Here is a 21569-nt window from a genome sequence, read left to right as displayed (position 1 = left end):
CGGCGCAGTGTCCGCACAGCGTCCGGATTGCAGGTGGATTGCGCGAGCGCAAGCGATAAACCGTTATTTTACTTGCGCCGGGGTCTGGTTGCTCACCCTGAAAATGAGATGCAACAAGTTGCACGCACGAAGTCCGCACCCGGCAGGGACGGCGCCCACAGGCGCGTTCGGTCAAGGTCGGCTTCGACGGTAACGGAAATTTGGTAAAAAAGAATTTAACTTCCAGCTTCGCGTTTCGGGTGGCATGACGCCCTGCTGTACGAAGCTGCAAGTCGCGAAAATACGGCGTGCGCCCAAGGCGTCTTGTAGAAAGTACAAGACATGGCGACGTCAAAATGAGGCGAGACACCCCCAGCAGGAAAAGACGCGCCGCCTGCGCGAACTTCCCGCTGCGGCTTGACCGCAGCTTTCGGCCTCTGCCCGCGCGCCTGGTTGGCGCACCGGCAAGGCAGAACGAAGGCTGATGAAGGTCGGCCGGCAGAACCCGCGGCGTGTCGGGTCATTATTTGAAGCCGTGTTCGCATGTGCCCTGCGGCACCGCGCCCATTTTTGACGGGCCGGGCCCTTCTCAGGCAATTCTCCCGCCATTTTTCCCGCTCCAGCGTGCTTGTGAAAACACAATAAGACGCGGCACGCCTGCCCTCTTTGCTCTCGCGACTGACAACCGCGCAGCTAGGCCGGCGAGGCTGCTCTGGAGTCGTTCAATGAAACGAATGTTGTTCAACGCGACGCAGCAGGAAGAACTGCGCGTCGCCATCGTCGATGGGCAAAAACTCATCGATATCGACATCGAAACCGCCGGCCGCGAACAGCGCAAAGGCAATATTTACAAAGGCATCATCACGCGCATCGAGCCGTCGCTCGAAGCCTGCTTCGTCAACTACGGCGAAGACCGCCACGGCTTCCTGCCGTTCAAGGAAGTCGCCCGCCAGTACTTCCGCGACGGCGTCGACATGCGTTCCGCACGCATCCAGGACGCGCTGAAGGAAGGTCAGGAACTGATCGTCCAGGTCGAAAAGGAAGAGCGCGGCAACAAGGGCGCGGCCCTGACCACGTTCATCTCGCTCGCCGGCCGCTATCTGGTGCTGATGCCGAACAACCCGCGCGGCGGCGGCGTGTCGCGCCGGATCGAGGGCGACGACCGTCAGGAACTGCGCGAAACCATGGCGCAGCTGCAACTGCCGGAAGGCATGAGCATCATCGCGCGTACGGCCGGCATCGGCCGCAGCGCCGAAGAGCTGCAGTGGGACCTGAACTACCTGATGCAGTTGTGGCGCGCGATCGAAGCCGCGTCGCAAAGCGGCACGGCCGGCCAGCCGATGCTGATCTATCTCGAATCGAGCCTCGTGATCCGCGCGATTCGCGATTACTTCCAGCCCGATATCGGCGAAATCCTGATCGATACGACCGAAATCCATGACCAGGCGCGCGCCTTCATGGACATCGTGATGCCGGACAACGTCGGCAAGGTGAAGCGCTACCACGACGACGTGCCGCTGTTCTCGCGCTTCCAGATCGAGCACCAGATCGAAACCGCGTACTCGCGCACGGTGCCGCTGCCGTCGGGCGGCGCGATCGTGATCGACCACACCGAAGCGCTCGTCGCGATCGACGTGAACTCGGCGCGCGCGACCAAGGGCGCGGACATCGAGGAAACGGCCGCGCGCACGAACCTCGAAGCCGCCGACGAAGTCGCCCGCCAGCTGCGTCTGCGCGACCTGGGCGGCCTGATCGTGATCGACTTCATCGACATGGAATCGGCCAAGAGCCAGCGCGAAGTCGAGCAGCGTCTGAAAGACGCGCTCAAGCACGACCGCGCCCGCGTGCAGATGGGCAAGATCTCGCGCTTCGGCCTGATGGAACTGTCGCGCCAGCGTCTGCGCCCGGCCCTGTCGGAAGGCAGCCACGTCACGTGCCCGCGCTGTAACGGCACGGGCCATATCCGCGATACCGAATCGTCCGCGCTGCAAGTGCTGCGGATCATTCAGGAAGAAGCGATGAAGGAAAACACCGCGGCGATCCACTGCCAGGTGCCGGTCGAAGTGACCGCCTTCCTGTTGAACGAGAAGCGCGCCGAAATCAACAAGATCGAGTCGCGTTTCAAGGTCAATGTCGTGCTGATCCCGAACAAGCACCTCGACACGCCGCACTACAAGCTCGAACGTCTGCGTCACGACGACGCGCGCCTCGACGATCCGCGCGCATCGTGGAAGATGGCCGAAGAAGCGGCCCGCGAACTCGAATCGGAAACCGGCTACAGCAAACGCGCCGAGGAAGTGAAGCCGAAGCAGGAAGCGGCGGTCAAGGGCATCACGCCCGAGAAGCCGGCGCCGAGCGCGCCGGTCCGCCCGGCGGCCGCCCCGGCTCCGGTCGCGGTGACGCCGGCGAGCGGCGGCTTCATCGGCTGGCTGAAGAATCTGTTCGGCATGCAGCCGGCTGCTCCGGCACCGGCCGCGCCGGCCACGACCGACAAGCAGCAGGCCCGTCCGCAACGCGGCGAGCGTACGGAGCGCGGTGAGCGCACCGGCGAACGTGGCGGTGATCGCAACCGCAACCGCCGTGGCGGCGCAGGCGGCCGTGATACGGCAGGACGCGGCGAAGGCGTGAGCGGCGGCCGTCAGGCACAAGGTCAGCAACCGTCGCAGCGTCGCGAAGAACGCGAAGCGCGTGAGGGTCGTGAAGCACGCGAGGGCCGCGAGCCGCGCGCTCCCCGCGAACAGCGTGAGCCGCGCGAAGCACGTGAAAGCCGTGAACCGCGCGAGAACCGCGAGCCGCGTGAAGCACGTGAGCCACGCGAGGGCCGTGAGCGCGACAACCGTGGCGCCGAGCGCGCGGAAGCCGCCGAAGGCGCGGCGCGCGGTGAGCGCCAGGAGCGCCGCGAACGGGGTGAGCGCACCGAACGCGGCGAGCGTCGCAAGCCGCAGGCGGAAGCCGTCGCGACGCTGACGCAAACCGAAGCGCAAGCTGCCGACGAACAGGCAATCAGCCGCGCCGTCGCGGACGAAAACGGTGCGCCGGTCGATCAGGAAGCGGTGGCGCGTGAAGGCGAAGAGCGTCGTCGTCGCCGTCGCGGCCGTCGCGGTGGTCGTCGTGAGCGTGAAGAAGACGTGAACGGCAACCTCGCGGCGGATGTCGCAGAAGCCGAAGGCGAAGGCGAAACCGTCGGTGAAACCGCCGCCACGAGCGACGAAGCGCCGATTCGTGCCGCCCAGCCGGTCAGCGAAACGCAGAACGTGACGCCGGTCGACGTGGTGGTCGCCGCTGTCGCGACGGAAAGCGTCGTCGTGACCGAGTTGCATGCGGCAGCCGAAACGCCGCTGGCTGCGGAAAACGCAGCGAAGACCGAAACGGTCGTGCCGCTCGAACAGGCTCCGGTTGCACCGCAGGCAATCGCGGAAGCACCCGCTGAAGCACCCGTGGCGGAAGCCCAGACTGCACCGGCCGTGAGCGAAACAGCTTCGCCGGTTGAACCGGTCGCGCATACCGAAGCGCCGGCTCAGGCTGAAGCACCGGTAGTTGCAGCGGCTGCCGAAGCACAACCGGCGGCACAGCCCGAAGTGCGAACGGAACCGCAGGTGGAACCGCAAGCGGCCCCGGCTCAGGCCGAAACGGCAGCGCCGGCTACCGCTACCGTCGCAGCAGCACCGGCCGTCGAGCCGGCGCCGCAAGCCGAGGTCGCCGAGCCGCAGCCGGTCGTCGCAGCGGAACCGGCTGCCGTCGAACCGGCAGCCAAGCCCGCGCCGCAGCAGGCACCGGCGCACGGTGGTGCGGCATCGGCCGACGCGCTGAAGCCGATCCTCGAACAGGCTGGCCTGATCTGGGTCAACACCGACGCCGACAAGCTGCGCGCCGCGCAGGAAATGGCAGCGCAGGCGGCCAAGCCGCCGCGCGTGGCACGCGAGCGCAAGCCGCTGCCGCCGGTCGACAGCACGCCGATGCAGCAGGTCGAAACGGTCAAGCAGCCGCAGTAAGCCACCGCAGTAAGCTACTCTTGTCAGCAAAAGCCCGCCCTCACCGGCGGGCTTTTTTCGTTTGGGGACGACCGCAACGTCGCTAGCGAAAAGCACGGCTGCATGCCGCTCCCCGTATACCCCGACAAGCCCCGTGGCACGCCTGTCGCCGCGAGCATTTCCGATAGAATGAATAATTCGCTGTCCGTTCAAGCATTCGACGAAGCACCTCATGTCCCGACGCATCATTCCCGTTGCCGATCTCAGCTCGGCGCCGGTTATCGCCGGCCCGGCGCAGACGCCTAGCGGCGCGCTGCACGATACGCTCGCGCGTCCGCTGCGCGATCTGCGCATCTCGGTCACGGATCGCTGCAATTTCCGCTGCGTCTACTGCATGCCGCGCGCGGTGTTCGACAAGGACTACGCGTTCCTGCCGCACAGCGCGCTCCTGAGCTTCGAGGAGATCGAACGGCTCGCGCAACTCTTCGTCGCGCATGGCGTCGAGAAAATCCGTCTGACGGGCGGCGAGCCGCTCCTGCGCAAGAACCTCGAATTCCTGATCGAACGGCTCGCCCGCCTGACCACGCCGGCAGGCCGTCCGCTCGACCTCACGCTGACCACCAACGGCTCGCTGCTCGCGCGCAAGGCGCGCGGCCTCAAGGACGCCGGACTCGGCCGCGTGACCGTCAGCCTCGACGCGCTCGACGACACGCTGTTTCGCCGCATGAACGACGCCGATTTCGCAGTCGCCGACGTGCTCGATGGCATTGCCGCGGCGCAGGCGGTCGGGCTCGCGCCCGTGAAGGTCAACATGGTCGTCAAACGCGGCACCAACGACGGCGAAATCGTGCCGATGGCGCGCCATTTCAAAGACACGGGCACAGTGCTGCGCTTTATCGAATACATGGACGTCGGCACCTCGAACGGCTGGAATATGACCGAGGTGCTGCCGTCCGCCGACGTCGTCACGCGCATCGCCGAACACTTCCCGCTCGCGCCGCTCGAAGCGCATAGCGCCGCCGAAACCGCGCAGCGCTGGGGCTACGTCGACGGCGGCGGCGAGATCGGCGTGATTTCGAGCGTCACGCGGGCGTTTTGCGGCAATTGCACGCGCGCGCGGCTGTCGACCGAAGGCAAGCTGTACCTGTGCCTGTTCGCGTCGGCCGGCCACGATTTGCGCGCCTTGCTGCGCGGCGGCGCGAGCGACGCCGAGATCGCCACCGCCATCGCCGAAATCTGGCAAGGCCGCGGCGACCGCTATTCGCAACTGCGCGGCAGCCACCCGGCCTCGCTCGACGAACCGGCCGCACGGCGCGTCGAAATGTCCTACATCGGCGGCTGAGCGGCCGGCGCATGTCAATCACTCGTGAACAGATCACCGGCCTCGTGCTCGCGGGCGGCCGCGGCACGCGCATGGGCGGGGTCGACAAGGGGCTGCAGATGCTGCATGGCAAACCGCTCGCCGCGCACGTGCTGCGGCGCCTCGCACCGCAAACGGCTGCCCTGCTGATCAGCGCGAACCGCCATCCCGACACCTATGCCGCGCTCGGCGCCACCTATCGCGCGACGGTCGTCGCCGACACGCTCGCCGGCTTTCCCGGCCCGCTCGCCGGCATGCTTGTCGGACTGCGCACCGCCGGCACCGCGTATCTGCTCAGCGCGCCCTGCGATTCGCCGTGGCTGCCCGCCGACCTCGCCGCCCGCCTCGCGCACGCGTTGGACGAAAAGCAGGCCGATATCGTCACCGTCACCACCCTCGACGCTCACGGCGCGGCGTCGCTGCACCCCGTGTTCGCGCTCATGCGCACCACCCTCGCGGACGACCTCGCGGCCTTTCTGGCCGCCGGCGAACGCAAGGTGCGCGCGTGGTACGCGCGCCACACGACGGTCGAAGTCGCCTTTGCCGACGAGCGCCCGTTTTACAATGCCAACTCGTTACAAGAACTCGCCGACCTCGAACGTGATCGAGGCCCCGGCTGACCTCCGCTCCGGCCGCACGGCGATTGCCGCGCCCCTCTCCGGGCGCGCCGCCCAGCCCTTCATGACCACGCCCAACGACTTTTCCCGCTGCGTCGCGCAGTACGATCCTCACGCGCTACCCGTTTCGGCCGCTCAGGCGATTGTCCGGCAGTGGGCGACGCCGGTCGCGGCGGCCGAACGCGTGGCGTTGCGCGATGCGCTCGACCGTGTGCTCGCGACCGACATCGTCTCGCCGATCGACGTCCCCGCGCACGACAATTCGGCCATGGACGGCTACGCATTCAACCGCGCGGCGCTCGCCGGCGGCGCCGGGAACGTCGAGCTGACGGTGGCCGGCAAGGCGCTCGCCGGCCATCCGTTCACAGGCCGCGTCGCAACGAACCAGTGCGTGCGCGTCATGACGGGCGCGTGCCTTCCCGCCGACTGCGACACCGTCGTGCCGCAGGAACTGGTGGAGCGCGACAGCACGGATGCCGCTTCGATCCGCTTCGCCGCCGGCGCGGTCGCGGCCGGCGCGAACCGTCGTCTTGCCGGCGAAGACCTCGCGCGCGGCCACGTCGCGCTGCGCGCCGGGCGCATCGTGCGCGCATCCGACCTCGGCCTGCTGGCGTCGCTCGGCATCGGCGAAGTCAGCGTGCGGCGGCGTCTGCGTGTCGCGTTCTTCTCGACCGGCGACGAACTGCGCTCGCTCGGCGAGCCGCTCGATGCGGGCTCGGTGTACGACAGCAACCGCTACACCCTGTTTGCGATGCTGCGTCGCCTGAACGTGGACGCGCTCGATCTCGGCGTCGTGCGCGACGAACCGGCCGCGCTCGAAGCGGCGCTGCACAGCGCCGCGGCCAATGCCGACGTCGTGCTGACCTCGGGCGGCGTATCGGTCGGCGAAGCCGATTTCACGAAGCAACTGCTGCAGACGTTCGGCGACGTCGCGTTCTGGAGCCTCGCGATGCGCCCCGGCCGGCCACTCGCATTCGGCCGCCTCTGGTCCGGCGCGCAACCGGGGCTCGGCAAACCCGCGCTATTCTTCGGCCTGCCGGGCAATCCGGTCGCCGTGATGGTGACGTTCTATCAGATCGTGCGCGAGGCGCTACTGCTGATGTCCGGCGCGACGCCGCAGCCGCTGCCGGTCATTCACGCGACGAGCCGCGAGGTGCTGCGCAAGCGCCCGGGCCGCACGGAATTCCAGCGCGGCGTGGCCGCACCGGACGCTCACGGCCACTGGCACGTCAGCCCGACCGGCTCGCAAAGCTCGGGCGTGCTGAGCTCGATGAGCGAAGCGAACTGCTTTATCGTGCTCGGCCATGACGAAGGCGACATCGCCGCCGGAGAACACGTTTCGATCATGCTCTTCGACGGCCTTATCTGACGCCGGCCGGCGCGGCGCACACCATCAGCGGCTTCACCCACACGACTATCACGACACACGGGTTTGACTTACATGAAAAAACAGATCTCGTTCATCGCACCTGGACAGACGGCCAAAGCGCTGATCCTCGTGTACCTGACGTTCTCGGTGCCGATCGTGCTGCTCGGCGTCGTGGTCGCGTTCGTGCGCTACGGCTCGGTCGAGCTGAGCACGGTCTTCAGCGCCCTGCTGCTGAACGCGATTCTCGGCTTCGTGCTGCTGTGGATCGCCTGCCACGCGTACAACTGGGTGGCGTCGCGCTTCGGCGGCATCGAAATCCATCTGACCGACGTGCCCGAAGAGGCGTAATGCCGGCGGATGCCAGCGCAACCTTCGCGCCGGCATCCGAAAACTCCGTTATGGCTCGTCGGGCTCCACGCCCGACAGCGCCTCTCCCAGCAACCCGCTCGCCTCGTCGCCGGGCAACGCCTCGACGTCGCGCAGCTTGCGATTCATCACGCGCGTGCGCGTTTCCGCGGCCTCGATCGAACGCGTGACGGTTTCGAGCTGCGCTTTCGTCTTCGCGAGCACGTCGCCGAATTTACCGAATTCCGTTTTCACCGCACCGAGCACCTGCCACACCTCGCTCGAACGCTGTTCGATGGCGAGCGTGCGGAAGCCCATCTGCAGGCTGTTGAGCAGCGCGGTCAGCGTGGTCGGCCCCGCGATGGTCACGCGGTAATCGCGCTGCAGCAGGTCCGAGAGCCCCGGCCGGCGCAGCACTTCCGCGTAGAGACCCTCAGTGGGCAGAAACAGCAGCGCGAAGTCGGTCGTATGCGGCGGCGCCACGTACTTTTCGGCGATCGTGCGCGCCTCGACGCGAATCCGCGCTTCGAGCGCACGCGACGCTTCTTCCACCGCCACCGGGTCGGCGCGCTCCTGCGCTTCGATCAGCCGCTCGTAGTCTTCACGCGGAAATTTCGCGTCGATCGGCAGCCATACCGGCGCATTCGCGCCGCCGGGCTCGGGACGCCCCGGCAGGCGAATCGCGAACTCGACGCGATCCGCGCTCTTCGGCACCGTCGCGACGTTCTTCGCGTATTGGTCGGCGGTGAGCAGCTGTTCGAGCAGCGCTTCGAGCTGCACCTCGCCCCATGTGCCGCGCGTCTTCACATTGGTCAGCACGCGCTTCAGATCGCCGACGCCGGCCGCCAGCGTTTGCATTTCGCCGAGGCCGCGATGCACCTGTTCGAGCCGGTCGGAGACGAGCTTGAACGATTCGCCGAGGCGCTGCTCGAGCGTCGCATGCAGCTTTTCGTCGACGGTGCGGCGCATTTCCTCGAGCCGCGCCGCATTGTTCGCCTCGATATCCTTCAGGCGCTGCTCGATGGTCGCGCGCACTTCGGCAAAGCGCCGCTCGTTCGCCTCGGTGAGCTGCCCGAGTTGCAGGCTCAGCGTGTCGCCGAACTGCTTGAGCGAGCGGCCCTGCTCGTCGCGCGCCTGCTGCGCCTGCACCTGCAGGCTGTGCCGCACGGCGTCGAGCTGCTGCGCGAAGCCGTCGATCTTGCCGCCCTGCACCGTCGCCATGCTGCCGAACTGCGCGGCGAGTGTCTGCTGAAACTGCGCAAAACCGCCGCTTTGCTCGCTACGCGACACGCGCGCCGTCTCGGCGATGTCGTTGCGCAGTTGCCGCTCGAGCCGCTCGGCGGTATGCGCCTGCGCGTCGACGACGGCATCGACGCGTTCGTTCAGCATGTCGAACTGCTCGTGCTGCTCCGTGCGGTCACGCCCACGCAGCAGCAACGCGAGCGCGATCACGAGAGCGACCGCCAGCACCGCGACGGCCGCCACCAGAATCATCGTCATGAACGCGCCTTGCCGAGCACATCGGGATTGATCGGATTCGGCGGCTGACCGGCGCGCGGCCCTTCGCCGAGCGCGGCGATGAGGTTGTCGGCGGCGAGATTCGCCATCGCGCGGCGCGTCGCTTCGGTGGCGCTGGCGATGTGCGGGGTCAGCACGACGTTCGGCACGTCGAGCAGCGCCGGGTTCAGGTTCGGCTCGCCTTCGAACACGTCGAGACCGGCCGCCGCGATGCGCTTCTCACGCAGCGCCTGCGCCAACGCCGCATCGTCGACGATGCCGCCGCGCGCGATGTTGGTGAGCGTCGCGCTCGGCTTCATGAGCGCGAGTTCGGCGGCGCCGATCGTATGATGGTTTTCCTTCGTGTACGGCAACACGAGCACGACGTGATCGGCGCGCCGCAGCAGGTCCTGCTTCGACACGTACTCCGCGTTCAGCTCGGCCTCGATCTGAGGCGCGACGCGCGAGCGGTTGTGATAGATCACGCGCATGTTGAAGCCCTTCGCACGCCGCGCGAGCGCCTGGCCGATGCGGCCCATGCCGACCACGCCGAGCGTCGAGCCGTACAGGTCGCTGCCGAGGAAACCGTCGTAGCTCCACTTCTGCCATTGACCCGCGCGCAGCCAGTGCTCCGATTCGGCGATGCGGCGCGCCGCGGCCATCATCAGCGCCCAGCCGAAATCGGCGGTCGACTCGTTGAGCACGTCCGGCGTGTTGGTGCCGAGCACGTTCGCGGCGTTGAACGCGGCCATGTCGAAATTGTTGTAGCCCACCGCCATGTTCGACACCACGCGCAGACGCGGCGCCGCCGCGAGCACGTCCGCGCCGATCATTTCGCCGGCGGTCAGCGCGCCGTCCTTGTCCGCGAGACGGCGCTTCAGTTCGTCGGCGGGCAGCACGTCACCCTGGTTCGCGTCGACGTCGAAGTATTGTTTGAGCCTGTCGATCACGTCGGGAAAGATCGAACGGGCCACGAGGATTTTCTGCATTGCAAGTCTCCGTAGGGGCGTCGGGCGGAATCGCCTCGGCGTCGAAATCAGTGTCTGAAAAAGAGCCAGCTGGTCAGCGCGAACAGCGGCAGCAGCACCGCACCCGACCAGCCCAGATACGCAAAGAAGCCCGGCATGCGCACGCCGCGGGATTGCGCGATGGCCTTCACCATGAAGTTCGGCGCGTTGCCGATATACGTGTTCGCACCCATGAACACCGCGCCGGCCGAAATCGCCGCTAGCGTGGTCGCGCCGCTCGTCATCAGCGTCTGCGCGTCGCCGCCCGCGAGGTTGAAGAACACGAGGTAGGTCGGCGCGTTGTCGAGGAACGAAGATAGCAGACCGGTCGCCCAGAAATACATGATGTCGCGCGGCTCGCCGGACGGCTCGTTGACGAGATGCACGAGGCCCGCGAACGCACCGGCTTGCCCCGCGCGCAGCATCGCGATGACCGGCACGATCGTCACGAAGATGCCAGCGAACAGCCTGGCCACTTCCTCGATCGGCGCCCAGTTGAAATCGTTGCCCGTGCGAGCCGCACGTGGCGTCAGCGCGAGCGACAGCAGCGTGACGCCGACGAGCGCGACGTCGCGCACGATGTTCTGCAGCGCGACGTGCGTGCCGAATACCTCGAACGTGATTTGCGGACGCCATAGTCCGCTCATCAGCACGAGCGCGATCGCCGCGGCGAGCAGCACGAAATTTATCTTGCCGTCGATGCCGTTCCGCTCTCTTTGCGGCGACGGTTCGGAGCAGCGCGACCGCGCATCCTCACGCCGATGGAAGTAGTACGAGTCGAGCGCGTAAAAGATCGCGAGCAGCACGCCGCTCACGAACAGCATCGGCCGCGCGAGATGCGTGGTGGTCCAGAAAAAACTCACGCCTTCGAGAAAGCCGAGAAAGAGCGGCGGGTCGCCGAGCGGCGACAGCGAGCCGCCCACGTTCGCCACGAGGAAAATGAAGAACACGACCACATGAACCACGTGACGACGATTGTCGTTCGCGCGCAGCAACGGACGGATCAGCAGCATCGCGGCGCCGGTCGTGCCCATCACGCTCGCGAGCACGGTGCCAAGCGCCAGAATCGCGGTGTTCAGACGCGGCGTGCCGCGCAGATTGCCGCGCACGCGGATGCCGCCCGCGACCGTATAAAGCGCGGTCAACAGGATGATGAACGGGATGTACTCGTCGAACAGCGCATGAGCGAGTGCGCCGAGCGCCTCGTGCGCGCCGAAGCTCAGCGCAAACGGCACGAGAAACGCCAGCGCCCACGCCGCCGCGACCTTGCCGAAATGGCGATGCCAGAACGCCGGAGCGACAAGCGGAAATAGCGCGATGGAGAGCAGCACGCCAGCAAACGGCACGCCCCAAAACGCGGAGAGCGCGGCCCCGTCGAAGGTCGCGGCCAAGGTGGGACTGGACCAGCTCGCCAGCATCAATGCAACAGCGAGCCACTGGCCTGCCCTTACCGGCGGCACTTGCATGCCGCCGTGGCGCCGGTGACGACGGACAGCGCCCTCTACCACGCGTAGCGCATGTGCCACACCTGCCGCCCGCGCGCTGAAACGCCGCCGCGTGCTTCGCTCAGGCACCCTGCACGACGATCGCATGCACGCGATAAGGGCCGTGCGCGCCGAGCACGATAGTCTGTTCGATGTCGCCCGTGCGCGAAGGACCCGAAACGAAATTGACGGCGCGCGGCAGCTCGCCGCGCTCCTTGCGGATCAGGCCGAACGCCTCTTCATGACCCGCGACGATGCGCGAAGCCGGCACGATCGCGATGTGCGTTTCCGGCAGCAGCGCCGCCGATGCGTAGGTCTGCGGACCCGAGAGCAGCACGAGCGTGCCGGTTTCGGCGGTCGCGCAGAAGCAGCCGGTGAGACCGACGGCGTCGTTGTCTTGAGGTTTGCGGAATTCGACGGCGAGGCCGGCTTCGCTCCATGGCAGATCGCCTAGCGTTTGCCAGGCGACGGCCCGCAACGGCAAACCGTGTTGCGTCAGATAGCGATGCGCGGCGGCGGGGACATCGGAGAGGGCCTGCACGGTGTCGACCGTGGTCGCCATTTTTTGTGCTTCGTCGACGAAGCGCGCACACAGATCGCCGGACATCTCCGGACGCGGGCCGGCCGGATGGCGTGCGAGGTAATCCGTCACGGCCTCGCGTTCGGCAGCGCTCGGCTCGGGTTCGCGTCCCTGCGCTGCGCGGATGCGCGCCAGGATGTTGCGGCGGGCAATCGATGTGTCCATAAGCGAGGTCCTCGTGTCGACAGCCGTGCGGTATGGCGAGGATTATACCGACCACCCCTCGCGCGAACACCCTGGCCGAACGGCATATTGCCGTGCGTCGCAAGTGCGGCGACACTGGTCACCGAACCTGTATGGACATGAACGTAAGCCGCCCATGAACCTGCACGACCCGTGAGCCGGGAGGTCAGCCGAAACAAAACAAGTCGGAAAGCAGGCTGAAGCGCAAACCGGACGGCATTGCCCGGCATCACGCGTTACTTCGCCGCCTCTTCCTCCGGCTGCGTGATGCCGAACACCTGGCACAGATACGCGAGATAAGCCTTGTCCTCGCACATGTTCTTGCCCGGCGAGTCCGACAGTTTCGCAACCGGCTGACCGTTGCAGCGGACCATCTTGATGACGATCTGCAGCGGGTTATAGCCGAGGTCGTTGGTCAGATTGGTGCCGACGCCGAACGCGAGCTTGCAGCGGCCGCGGAAGCGTTCGTAGAGTTGCAGCACCTTCGGGATGTCGAGCGCGTCGGAGAACACGAGAATCTTCGTGCGCGGGTCGCAGCGATTGGCCTCGTAGTGCTTGAGCAGACGCTCGCCCCAGTCGAACGGATCGCCGGAATCGTGACGCGCACCGTCGAACAGCTTGCAGAAGTACATGTCGAAGTCGCGCAGGAACGCCTGCATGCCGTACACGTCGGACAGCGCGATACCGAGGTCGCCGCGATATTCCTTCGCCCACATCTCGAAGCCGAAAATCTGCGAATCGCGCAGCCGCGGACCGAGCGCCTGGCAAGCCTGGAGATATTCGTGCGCCATCGTGCCGAGCGGCGTGAGGCTGTGCTTCATCGCGTAGAACACGTTGCTCGTGCCCGCGAACTGCTCGCCGAGACCGTCCTTGAGCGTGAGGATCACTTCCTCGTGCCATTGCCTCGAGAAGCGGCGGCGCGTGCCGTAGTCGGCGATCTTGCAGTCGGCGAATTCGGGGCGCGCGCCGAGCAGTTGAATCTTGTCGAGCAGACGGCCGCGGCCTTCGCGGTAGTCCGGCTCCTGCTGCGTGTTGCGGAAATAGACTTCGTTGACGATCGCGAGCACCGGAATCTCGAAGAGGATCGTATGCAGCCACGGCCCCTTGATGTCGATGTCGATTTCGCCATTGCCCTTCGGCGACGGCGTGATCGAAATGTACTTCTCGTTCAGATGGAACAGCGCGAGGAACTCGATGAAGTCGCCCTTGATGAAGCGCATGCGCCGCAGGTAGTCGAGTTCGTCGTCGGTGAAACGCAGTTCGCAGAGCTTGCGCACCTCGCCGCGAATTTCGTCGATATACGGCACGAGATCGACATTCGGCGTACGGCAGCGGAAGCGGTATTCCACGTTCGCGGCGGGAAAGTGATGCAAGACCACCTGCATCATCGTGAACTTGTACAGATCGGTATCGAGCAGCGAAGTAATCATCATGATGGTACGAACTGGACCGCTGGAAAAACGAAAAGGGCTCACACGACCCTTGCAACGAACGCGCATACGTCGCGCGCCTGACGCATGTTACCCGATGCGCCCGCATTCAGCGCGTCGCAAGCTCTCGCACGGCACGCCGCGGCACCCCATAAACTAATCACAAAAACATATAAGAGGCACGGCCCGATGCTTCATGCGCCTCTTGACGTTACGTTACAATACCGCTTTTGGCGTCCGCGCCTTCCCTGATTCCGTATGCAGGAGCTGCCTGAATGACTCACGTTGTGACCGAAAGCTGCATCAAGTGCCGCTATACCGACTGTGTCGATGTGTGCCCGGTGGACTGCTTTCGCGAAGGTCCCAACTTCCTCGCGATCGACCCCGATGAATGCATCGACTGCGCCGTGTGCGTAGCCGAGTGCCCGGTGAACGCCATCTATGCCGAAGAAGACGTGCCGGGCGACCAGCAGGACTTCATCGCGCTGAACGCCGATCTGGCGAAGGCGTGGCCGAGCATCACGAAGACCAAGGCACCGCTGCCGGAAGCCGACGAATTCAAGGACGTGAAGGAAAAGCTCGCGCTGCTCGCGCGCTAAGCGGCAACCTGTCACCCACCCTGCCAATTCGGATTTGTTATCAAGATGACCGCAGGGTATTGACAGGCACTTAAGCTACTTCTACAATTTCGCTTCTCTGCTGTTGTTGTTCTGTTCCTCGATAGCTCAGTCGGTAGAGCGCCGGACTGTTAATCCGTAGGTCCCTGGTTCGAGCCCAGGTCGAGGAGCCAAGAATTGCAAAAGCCCGTTAACCAAGACGGGTTTTTTTATGTAGATCAAGTTGTACTGCTGTTCCTCGATAGCTCAGTCGGTAGAGCGCCGGACTGTTAATCCGTAGGTCCCTGGTTCGAGCCCAGGTCGAGGAGCCAAAATTTTGAAAGGCCCGCATCCGTGCGGGCCTTTTTGTTTTGGCAGCGACGCTACGCGTCCTTCTCGCAACGATACGATTTCACACGTCGTGTATTGAGGATCGCATGCACGCAACGCGAACGCACCGACGCAAATCATCGGCACGCAGGTTTGCATGGCACCGCCCGCGCGCCGTTATACGATGGCGGCTTCGCGGCGCATTTCTCGCATTTCCTCTCGCGATTCTCGCGCTGCTCCACTCCAGGCACTCAACCGGGCATGTCCATGAACTCCACCTCGTTGCGCATCGCGCTCGCCGCCGTCGGCGTACTGCTGCTGCCTTCGGCGCACAGCGAAGAAGTCGCCAGCGTCAATACGAATTTCCGTATCACCGGTTCGGACCGCGTGGTCGTCGAGGCTTACGACGATCCCGTCGTGCAAGGCGTCACCTGCTATGTGTCGCGGGCGCGCACGGGCGGCGTCAAGGGCACGCTCGGTCTCGCCGAAGATCCGACCGAGGCGTCGATCGCCTGCCGCCAGGTCGGGCCGCTGCATTTCACCGGTCCCGTGAAGCAGAAGGACGATGTGTTTTCGGTGAGCATGTCGTTGATCTTCAAGTCGCTGCACGTCGTGCGCGTGGTCGACACGAAGCGCAACGCGCTCGTCTATCTGACCTATAGCGATCGCGTGGTCAGCGGCAGCGCGAAAAACAGCGTCAGTGCCGTACCGATGCCGAACGGCACCACGATTCCCGTCAAATGACAGGCGACAGGCGTGGCAGGGCCACGGTCAACACCTCAGCGCGCGTGCGTCCCGGCAAGGCTTGCCGCGACGTATCGCGCGTGCCGCCGCCCGATATTGCCTCGCCGTCCGACACGCTCCGCGTGATGTCCCTCCCGAGCGGCGCCCGCCGCCGCACATGCCCACGACGCGCTACACTGATCGGCCCAGCCGGACTTTCGTCATGACCACCACCCACCGCTTCCGCGATTCCGCCCGCTACTGGCGCACGCCGCTTCTGCCCGGCGCGGACCTGCTCACGGCCGAATATCGCGATCACGAATTCGCGCCGCATTGGCACGATGCGTACACGATCCCGGTGATCGTCGCGGGCGCGGAATGCTACCGGTATCGCGGCGAGCATTATGTTGCCGAGGCCGGCAGCGTGCCCATCATCAACCCGGGCGAACTGCATACGGGATCGAAGGCAGTCGAGGCCGGCTGGCGGTATCGCGTGATCTATGCGCCGGTCGAGTTCATGCACGATCTCGCCGCGGAAGTCGGCGGCAAACCGCAGGCCTTGCCGTGGTTCGCGCCCGGCGTGATCCGCGATCCCGATCTCGCGATGCGGCTCGCGTGCGCGCATCGCCTGCTCGAAGCGGGCGACGACGAACTCGCCGCCGAGGCCGCGATGCTCGACGCGCTGTCCACGCTGCTGGTCCGCTATGCGCAGACACGGCCGGAGCCGGCGCGCCTCGCCACCGACGACGTGCGCGTCGCGCTCATGCAGGAGCGCCTCGCCGGCGACCTGCTCGAGTCCGTGCCGCTCGCGGAAGTGGCGAAGGCGACGGGGCTGTCGCCGTTTCACGCGGCGCGCCTCTTCACGCGAACGACCGGCTTGCCGCCGCACGCGTGGCGCAATCAGGTGCGCCTGCAGCGCTCGCTCGCGCCGCTGCGCGCGGGCATCCCGGTAACGGACGTCGCCGCCGCGAGCGGCTTCACCGACCAGAGTCATTTCACGCGCCACTTCCGCCGCATGTTCGGCGTGCCGCCCGGCCAGTGGCAGGGAACCGCGCGCGGGGCCTGAGCACGCGGGGCGGGGCGTCCGGGCAGCCCACGCGCTGACCGTAGCGCAAACAGCCGCACCGGCCCGGCGAACAGCGCCGAAGTCGATCCCGTCGTTTCCGGCTAGATGGCTAATAGCCGAATCTTCGAGCAGGGAAAATCAGGCGCGAAGCGGTGGCCTGCCGCGCCTCCATCGGCCTGCTTGGCCCATCCCCTCACCCGCTCGCAACGGGAACAGCACCCCGAACGGACAACCCGAACGACGACCCCGCAGCAAGAACGTACAAGCCCACCGCACCGCTCCCCGCTATGCTTCCGCAATCAAGGAGGCCAGATTGACCGATTCCCCCCAAGGCCAGCCCGTTCGCCCAGGCCATCTCAAAGAATTCAGCGCCGGCGCGCGCGACATCATTCCGATGCTGGTCGGCGCGGCGCCGTTCGGCGTCATTTTCGGCACGCTCGTCGCATCCGGCCCGCTGCATCTGTGGCACGGCCAGTTGATGTCGCTGATCGTATTCGCCGGCTCCGCGCAGTTCATCGCGCTCGGCCTGATCGCCGGACACGCGAGTTTCGCCGTGATCTGGGCAACCACGCTCGTCGTCAATCTGCGTCACGTGCTGTATAGCGCGACGCTTGCACCGCATGTCGCGCATCTGCCCAAACGCTGGCGCTGGGCGCTCGGCGCGCTGCTCACCGACGAAGTCTTCGCGGTCGCGTGGGAGCACTACCGGCATCGCGAACCGGGCACGGTCGGTCCGTATTATTTCTTCGGTGCCGGCGCGGCGATGTATCTGAACTGGCAGTTGTGGACCGTCGTCGGCCTGCTGTTCGGCGCGGCCTTCCCGGGCCTGCAAGCGCTCGGACTCGATTTCGCGATGGTCGCGACGTTCATCGCGATCGTCGTGCCGCAACTGGTCGCACTGCGCTTTATCGCGGCAGCCGCGACGGCGGGCACGCTGGCGTTTTTCTGGCAGGCATGGCCGTACAAGCTCGGCCTGCTCGGCGCGGTCTTCGCCGGCGTTGCAGTCGGCGTGCTGCTGTCGAGTTCGCGCCTGAGCCTGCGCGGCTCGCGCACCGCTGCGGAGGCCACGCGATGAACTACGTCCTTCTGATCGCCGGCATGGCCGCCATCACGTGGGTGATCCGCGCCGCCGTGTTCGTGCTCGGCGACCGGCTCGTATTCCCGCCGCTGCTGCGCACCGCGCTCAGCTTCGTGCCCGTTACCGTGCTGACCGCGATCATCGTGCCGATGGCCGTTTCGCCGCACGGCAACCATGCCGAGCTGAGCTGGCGCAATCCGCAGCTGGTCGGGGCGCTGGCGGCCGTCGTCGCCAGCGCGACGACGCGCCGGCCGCTGCTGACCATCGCGGTCGGGCTGGCCGTGTTCTTCCTCTGGCAGTGCGTCGTGCTGAAGTAAGCGCGTTCCGGGCCCGACCGCGCGGCTGATCCTGGCCGCGCGATGGCTCTGTACCGCGTTCGCACCGGGCCGTCTCTCACGCCCTCACGCCCTCACGCCCTCAAGTTTCCCTCAACTCCGCCGATAAGCAGTCGAGGTCCGCTCATCGGGATTCGTCCCGCTGATGACGCGGCAACAGGCTGGAACAGCCGCGCCGGCAGCCGGCGTCGCATCGCCCTCGGTCCGCGTGCGGCCGGCGGCGCGACGCGCACCGCGCGGCACGAAAACGGGATAACACATGGGTCAAATCACCCTCAAGCTCAAGGACGAGACCGTCACGTCGCTGCGCAAGGACTTCGAGGCGTTTCTGCGGGTCTCGCTGAAACTCGATCCGCAATTCGCAACGCCCTCGTTCGAGGATTTTTTGCGCGCGAAGTTGCTCGACAACATGGTGCCGCTGACCGAACACGCGGTGCAGCGGATGCTCCAGGGCGGCCAATACGCGTGGGCCAAGCGCACGCTCGACAAGGAGTTTCCCGACGTCGTCGCGATTCTGATGCGCCAGGCGGGCGAGTTCGGCTTCGGCTTCGCCGCGCGCTCGGAATGGACGCCCGAGGAACTGGCGAAGCAATGCCGCGACTGGGCGGCCGCGATCGTCAAGGAAGCGGAAGGCGACGCGACGCTCGTCGATCCGCTCGCCGCGCAGATCAGAAGCGCGGCACAGGACATCCAGGCGCTCGAAGAGGTAATGCAAACGCCGGCCTGGCGGCTCGTCGAATCGCTGCGTCAGCGCGTCTACGAGGCGAAGGTCGCGTGCGAGACGAGCACGGGCAGCACCGCGCGCGAAAAACTCGGCGAGCTGCGCGGACTCCTGCGCCTCGGCCTTGCGCACGGCACGTTCCAGAAGCAGGAAGCGCAGCAGATCATGGAATACCTGCGCCTGCTCAAGCCCGAGATTTTCGTCGAGGAACCGGACGACGTGTTCTCGCGGCTCGCCGCGTGGCTGCGCAATTTCTTCGTGCCGCCGCGCCCGGTGGCGCAGCAGCAACAGCAGCGGCAGTCGCGCTAGGCGGCGCGCGGGGTTCGCGGGGTTCGCGCCGCGCGGCGGCAAGACCGGGCAACAGCGGCCATCCGCCGTCGCGGCGCAGCAGCAGCACTGCGAGACACACGCACAATGGCGTCATCGCCGAATTCGTTCATCCCGCTCCGAGGCGCCGTGCCTTGCTCCCGGCGCGCCGCACTCAATCCCACATCTTCCTGAGTTTCGCCGCAATCTCGATCTTCGCCTGCGCAGCGGCGGCGAGCCCCGCCGCACTCGGCGCGCGCGCGACCGGCACGCGCGGCCACGCATAGGCGTCGAACAGCGGCAGCATCGGCGTGGCGATGAAGCGCGTGCGCGATGCCCACACGTGGCGGTCGCCGAGATGGGTCTGGTTATGCACGTAAAAGCGCTGCGGCACGACGATGTGCAGGTCCTCCTTCGCGCGCGTCATCGCCACGTAGAGCAGACGCCGCTCCTCGTCGATATCCTCGTCGCTGCCGGTACCGAGATCGGACGGAATGCAGCCGTCGACGCCGTTCAGCACGAACACGTTGCGCCACTCCTGCCCCTTCGCCGAATGGATCGTCGAGAGGATCAGGTAGTCCTCGTCCAGCAGCGGCACGCCGGATTCGTCACTGGTCGCGTCGGGCGGATCGAGCGTCAGCTCGGTCAGAAAGCGCTCGCGCGACGGATACGTGCCGGCGATGCTCTCCATCTGCAAGACATCCGCGTGACGGATCGCGGCATCTTCGTGATTGCGTTCGAGATGCGGTTCGTACCAGCGCCGCACCATTTCGAATTCGGCGGGCCACGGCGTCTGCCGACCGTACACGCTCGACATCAGCTTGACGAACGGATGCCAGTCCTCCTGCGCCCGCGCCGGCGCGCTGAACCCGGCCAGCGCAGCGAGCGCGCCGCCGGCCGGCGCGGCCGGATCGCCCTCGCCTATGCTCATGCCGGTGCCAACGCGCGCCGCGATGTCGTCGAGCAGCTTCGCCGCGGTCGCTGGCCCCACGCCCGGCAGCAGTTGCACGACCCGAAAACCGGCCACGCGGTCACGCGGATTCTCGGCCCAGCGCAGCACCGCGAGCACGTCCTTCATATGCACCGAGTCGAGAAATTTGAGCCCGCCGAATTTGACGAACGGAATATTGCGGCGGGTCAGCTCGATCTCGAGCGCGGCGCTGTGATGCGCGGCGCGAAACAGCACCGCCTGCGACTTGAGCTTGACGCCCTGCTCGCGCGCCTCCAGCACCTGTTCGACGACGTAGCGTGCCTGCGCGGCTTCGTCGGCAACCGTGACGAGGCGCGGACGCTGCGCCGATGCCTTGTCGGTCCAGAGATTTTTCGTGTAGCGCTCGCTCGCGAGTTCGATCACCGCGTTCGAGGCGGCGAGAATCGGCGCGGTCGAGCGGTAGTTGCGCTCCAGCGTGACCTGGCGCGCGGGCGGGTCGAACTGCTGCGGAAAATCGAGGATGTTGCGCACGGTCGCGCCGCGAAACGAGTAGATCGATTGCGCGTCGTCGCCGACCACCGTAAGGCCGCGGCCGTCGGGTTTCAGCGCGAGCAGGATCGACGCCTGCAGGCGGTTGGTGTCCTGATATTCGTCGACAAACACGTGATCGAAACGCGCCGACAGATCGGCGGCGATGGCCGGCTCGGCGGCGATGTGCGACCAGTAGAGCAGCAGATCGTCGTAATCGAGCACGCTCTGCTTCTGCTTCGCGTCGACGTAGGCGGCAAACAGCCGGCGCAGATCGTCCTCCCATTCGCGGCACCACGGAAACGCGCTCTCGAGCACCTGGCCGAGCGAGGCGCCGGTATTCACGACGCGCGAATAGATCGCGAAACACGTGCCCTTGGCCGGGAAGCGCCGCTCTTTCGCGGACAGCCCCAGTTCATGGCGCACGAGGTTCATCAGGTCGGCGGAATCTTCGCGATCGTTGATCGTGAAGGCGGGCGAGAGGCCGATCAGATCGGCGTATTCGCGCAGGAACCGCGCGCCGACGCTGTGAAACGTGCCCGACCACGTGAGCCCTTGCGCGAGCGCGGCGCCCACGCCGCTCGTGCTGGCCGCCGCAGCCGTGATGCGCGTGACGCGGCGCGTCATCTCGAGCGCCGCGCGGCGCGAAAAGGTCAGCAGCAGGATGCGGTGCGGATCGGCGCCCTTCAGCACCAGATTGGCGACGCGATGCGCAAGCGTGTTGGTCTTGCCCGAGCCGGCGCCCGCGATCACGAGCAATGCGCCGGGTGGCGCGTTCGGCGTGTCGGCCCCGTATTCGACGGCTTCGCGCTGCGCGTCGTTGAGCTTCGCAAGCCAAGCGGCGGTATCGAACGGCGGAGCGGATTCGGCGACGGTGGACACTGAGCGGTTCGTGCGTTGGATGGATTCAGGATGGCGACGCATACTGTATATCCATACAACTGCTCGCGACAAGCGCCTTTTTTGCCGGGTCTGGGTGTGCCGCAACCGGCGCGCGGCTTGCCGGTTGCCGGTTGCCGGTTGCCGGTTGCCGGTTGCCGGTTGCCGGTTGCCGGTTGCCGGTTGCCGGTTGCCGGTTGCCGGTTGCCGGTTGCCGGTTGCCGGTTGCCGGTTGCCGGTTGCCGGTTGCCGGT

The 21569-nt window shown here is 66.3% G+C and carries 17 protein-coding genes, 2 tRNA genes and 1 pseudogene; 13 read left to right on the top strand and 7 right to left on the bottom strand.

Going from position 1 to position 21569, the window contains the following annotated elements; all coding sequences use genetic code 11:
* Positions 1–704: 704 nt before the first annotated feature.
* From F3J19_RS15760 to F3J19_RS15740, 5 genes are all read left to right on the top strand, one after another.
* The gene (locus tag F3J19_RS15760; protein WP_167042923.1) at positions 705–3971 is read left to right on the top strand and encodes an Rne/Rng family ribonuclease; all 3267 of its coding nucleotides are present in this window, start codon (positions 705–707) and stop codon (positions 3969–3971) included.
* A 211-nt stretch (positions 3972–4182) separates the two neighbouring features.
* The gene (gene moaA / locus F3J19_RS15755; protein WP_167042921.1) at positions 4183–5292 is read left to right on the top strand and encodes a GTP 3',8-cyclase MoaA; all 1110 of its coding nucleotides are present in this window, start codon (positions 4183–4185) and stop codon (positions 5290–5292) included.
* Between the two features lie 11 nt (positions 5293–5303).
* Positions 5304–5930 carry a molybdenum cofactor guanylyltransferase MobA gene (gene mobA / locus F3J19_RS15750; protein ID WP_167042919.1) on the top strand — a complete coding sequence of 209 codons (627 nt, stop codon included), beginning with the start codon at positions 5304–5306 and terminating at the stop codon, positions 5928–5930.
* Between the two features lie 61 nt (positions 5931–5991).
* Complete coding sequence (glp, locus tag F3J19_RS15745; protein ID WP_167042917.1) at positions 5992–7296, top strand: gephyrin-like molybdotransferase Glp; 1305 nt, start codon at positions 5992–5994, stop codon at positions 7294–7296.
* 72 nt (positions 7297–7368) lie between these two features.
* Complete coding sequence (locus tag F3J19_RS15740) at positions 7369–7644, top strand: hypothetical protein (RefSeq protein WP_167042915.1); 276 nt, start codon at positions 7369–7371, stop codon at positions 7642–7644.
* 48 nt (positions 7645–7692) lie between these two features.
* Here F3J19_RS15740 and rmuC read toward each other — a convergent pair whose 3' ends face one another.
* The 5 genes from rmuC to pncB form a co-directional block, all read right to left on the bottom strand.
* The gene (gene rmuC, locus F3J19_RS15735; RefSeq protein ID WP_167042912.1) at positions 7693–9141 is read right to left on the bottom strand and encodes a DNA recombination protein RmuC; all 1449 of its coding nucleotides are present in this window, start codon (positions 9139–9141) and stop codon (positions 7693–7695) included.
* The gene (locus F3J19_RS15730; RefSeq protein ID WP_167042910.1) at positions 9138–10127 is read right to left on the bottom strand and encodes a D-glycerate dehydrogenase; all 990 of its coding nucleotides are present in this window, start codon (positions 10125–10127) and stop codon (positions 9138–9140) included. Before F3J19_RS15730 ends, rmuC begins: the two co-directional genes overlap by 4 nt.
* A 47-nt stretch (positions 10128–10174) precedes the next feature.
* Complete coding sequence (locus tag F3J19_RS15725; RefSeq protein ID WP_167043237.1) at positions 10175–11563, bottom strand: sodium:proton antiporter; 1389 nt, start codon at positions 11561–11563, stop codon at positions 10175–10177.
* Between the two features lie 148 nt (positions 11564–11711).
* Positions 11712–12374, bottom strand: coding sequence for a lactate utilization protein C (locus F3J19_RS15720; RefSeq protein ID WP_167042908.1), 663 nt, complete (start codon positions 12372–12374; stop codon positions 11712–11714).
* Positions 12375–12628: 254 nt separating this feature from the next.
* Entirely contained in the window at positions 12629–13825 is a 1197-nt protein-coding gene (gene pncB / locus F3J19_RS15715; RefSeq protein WP_167042906.1) for a nicotinate phosphoribosyltransferase, read from the bottom strand.
* Positions 13826–14097: 272 nt separating this feature from the next.
* Between pncB and fdxA the strand changes: the two genes are divergently transcribed.
* The 8 genes from fdxA to F3J19_RS15675 all read left to right on the top strand — a co-directional run bounded on the left by fdxA (position 14098) and on the right by F3J19_RS15675 (position 18980).
* Complete coding sequence (fdxA, locus tag F3J19_RS15710) at positions 14098–14421, top strand: ferredoxin FdxA (protein WP_062127873.1); 324 nt, start codon at positions 14098–14100, stop codon at positions 14419–14421.
* Positions 14422–14536: 115 nt separating this feature from the next.
* Positions 14537–14612 (top strand) — tRNA-Asn (locus F3J19_RS15705).
* Between the two features lie 62 nt (positions 14613–14674).
* Positions 14675–14750 (top strand) — tRNA-Asn (locus tag F3J19_RS15700).
* 265 nt (positions 14751–15015) lie between these two features.
* Positions 15016–15492, top strand: a complete 477-nt coding sequence (locus tag F3J19_RS15695) for a CreA family protein (protein ID WP_167042904.1) — start codon at positions 15016–15018, stop codon at positions 15490–15492.
* 202 nt (positions 15493–15694) lie between these two features.
* The gene (locus F3J19_RS15690) at positions 15695–16537 is read left to right on the top strand and encodes an AraC family transcriptional regulator (RefSeq protein ID WP_167042902.1); all 843 of its coding nucleotides are present in this window, start codon (positions 15695–15697) and stop codon (positions 16535–16537) included.
* A gap of 313 nt (positions 16538–16850) precedes the next feature.
* Positions 16851–17612 carry an AzlC family ABC transporter permease gene (locus F3J19_RS15685; RefSeq protein ID WP_167042900.1) on the top strand — a complete coding sequence of 254 codons (762 nt, stop codon included), beginning with the start codon at positions 16851–16853 and terminating at the stop codon, positions 17610–17612.
* A complete protein-coding gene (locus F3J19_RS15680) occupies positions 17609–17932 on the top strand; it encodes an AzlD domain-containing protein (protein WP_167042898.1) in 324 nt (107 codons plus the stop codon). Before F3J19_RS15685 ends, F3J19_RS15680 begins: the two co-directional genes overlap by 4 nt.
* Before the next feature lie 277 nt (positions 17933–18209).
* Positions 18210–18980: a DUF4088 family protein gene (locus tag F3J19_RS15675; RefSeq protein WP_167042896.1), complete on the top strand. Its 771-nt coding sequence runs from the start codon at positions 18210–18212 to the stop codon at positions 18978–18980.
* 172 nt (positions 18981–19152) lie between these two features.
* On the opposite strand, the gene F3J19_RS15670 is transcribed toward F3J19_RS15675, so the two are convergent.
* Complete coding sequence (locus F3J19_RS15670) at positions 19153–21318, bottom strand: ATP-dependent helicase (protein WP_167042894.1); 2166 nt, start codon at positions 21316–21318, stop codon at positions 19153–19155.
* Between the two features lie 25 nt (positions 21319–21343).
* Positions 21344–21569: pseudogene (locus tag F3J19_RS32395) on the bottom strand (hypothetical protein); the annotation flags it as partial.

The sequence above is a fragment of the Burkholderia sp. Ax-1724 genome, from assembly GCF_011752995.1.
Taxonomy (GTDB): Bacteria; Pseudomonadota; Gammaproteobacteria; order Burkholderiales; family Burkholderiaceae; genus Paraburkholderia.
Note: the sequence above shows the minus strand (reverse complement) of the source record. Positions and strands in the feature narration are given on the sequence as shown.

Coding starts and splice junctions, on each gene's coding strand:
- mobA (WP_167042919.1), top strand. CDS start 5,304: ATGTCAATCACTCGTGAACAGATCACCGGCCTCGTGCTCGCGGGCGGC.
- rmuC (WP_167042912.1), bottom strand. CDS start 9,141: ATGACGATGATTCTGGTGGCGGCCGTCGCGGTGCTGGCGGTCGCTCTC.
- moaA (WP_167042921.1), top strand. CDS start 4,183: ATGTCCCGACGCATCATTCCCGTTGCCGATCTCAGCTCGGCGCCGGTT.
- F3J19_RS15740 (WP_167042915.1), top strand. CDS start 7,369: ATGAAAAAACAGATCTCGTTCATCGCACCTGGACAGACGGCCAAAGCG.
- fdxA (WP_062127873.1), top strand. CDS start 14,098: ATGACTCACGTTGTGACCGAAAGCTGCATCAAGTGCCGCTATACCGAC.
- glp (WP_167042917.1), top strand. CDS start 5,992: ATGACCACGCCCAACGACTTTTCCCGCTGCGTCGCGCAGTACGATCCT.
- F3J19_RS15690 (WP_167042902.1), top strand. CDS start 15,695: ATGACCACCACCCACCGCTTCCGCGATTCCGCCCGCTACTGGCGCACG.
- F3J19_RS15725 (WP_167043237.1), bottom strand. CDS start 11,563: ATGCTGGCGAGCTGGTCCAGTCCCACCTTGGCCGCGACCTTCGACGGG.
- F3J19_RS15680 (WP_167042898.1), top strand. CDS start 17,609: ATGAACTACGTCCTTCTGATCGCCGGCATGGCCGCCATCACGTGGGTG.
- F3J19_RS15675 (WP_167042896.1), top strand. CDS start 18,210: ATGGGTCAAATCACCCTCAAGCTCAAGGACGAGACCGTCACGTCGCTG.
- F3J19_RS15695 (WP_167042904.1), top strand. CDS start 15,016: ATGAACTCCACCTCGTTGCGCATCGCGCTCGCCGCCGTCGGCGTACTG.
- pncB (WP_167042906.1), bottom strand. CDS start 13,825: ATGATGATTACTTCGCTGCTCGATACCGATCTGTACAAGTTCACGATG.
- F3J19_RS15760 (WP_167042923.1), top strand. CDS start 705: ATGAAACGAATGTTGTTCAACGCGACGCAGCAGGAAGAACTGCGCGTC.
- F3J19_RS15730 (WP_167042910.1), bottom strand. CDS start 10,127: ATGCAGAAAATCCTCGTGGCCCGTTCGATCTTTCCCGACGTGATCGAC.
- F3J19_RS15720 (WP_167042908.1), bottom strand. CDS start 12,374: ATGGACACATCGATTGCCCGCCGCAACATCCTGGCGCGCATCCGCGCA.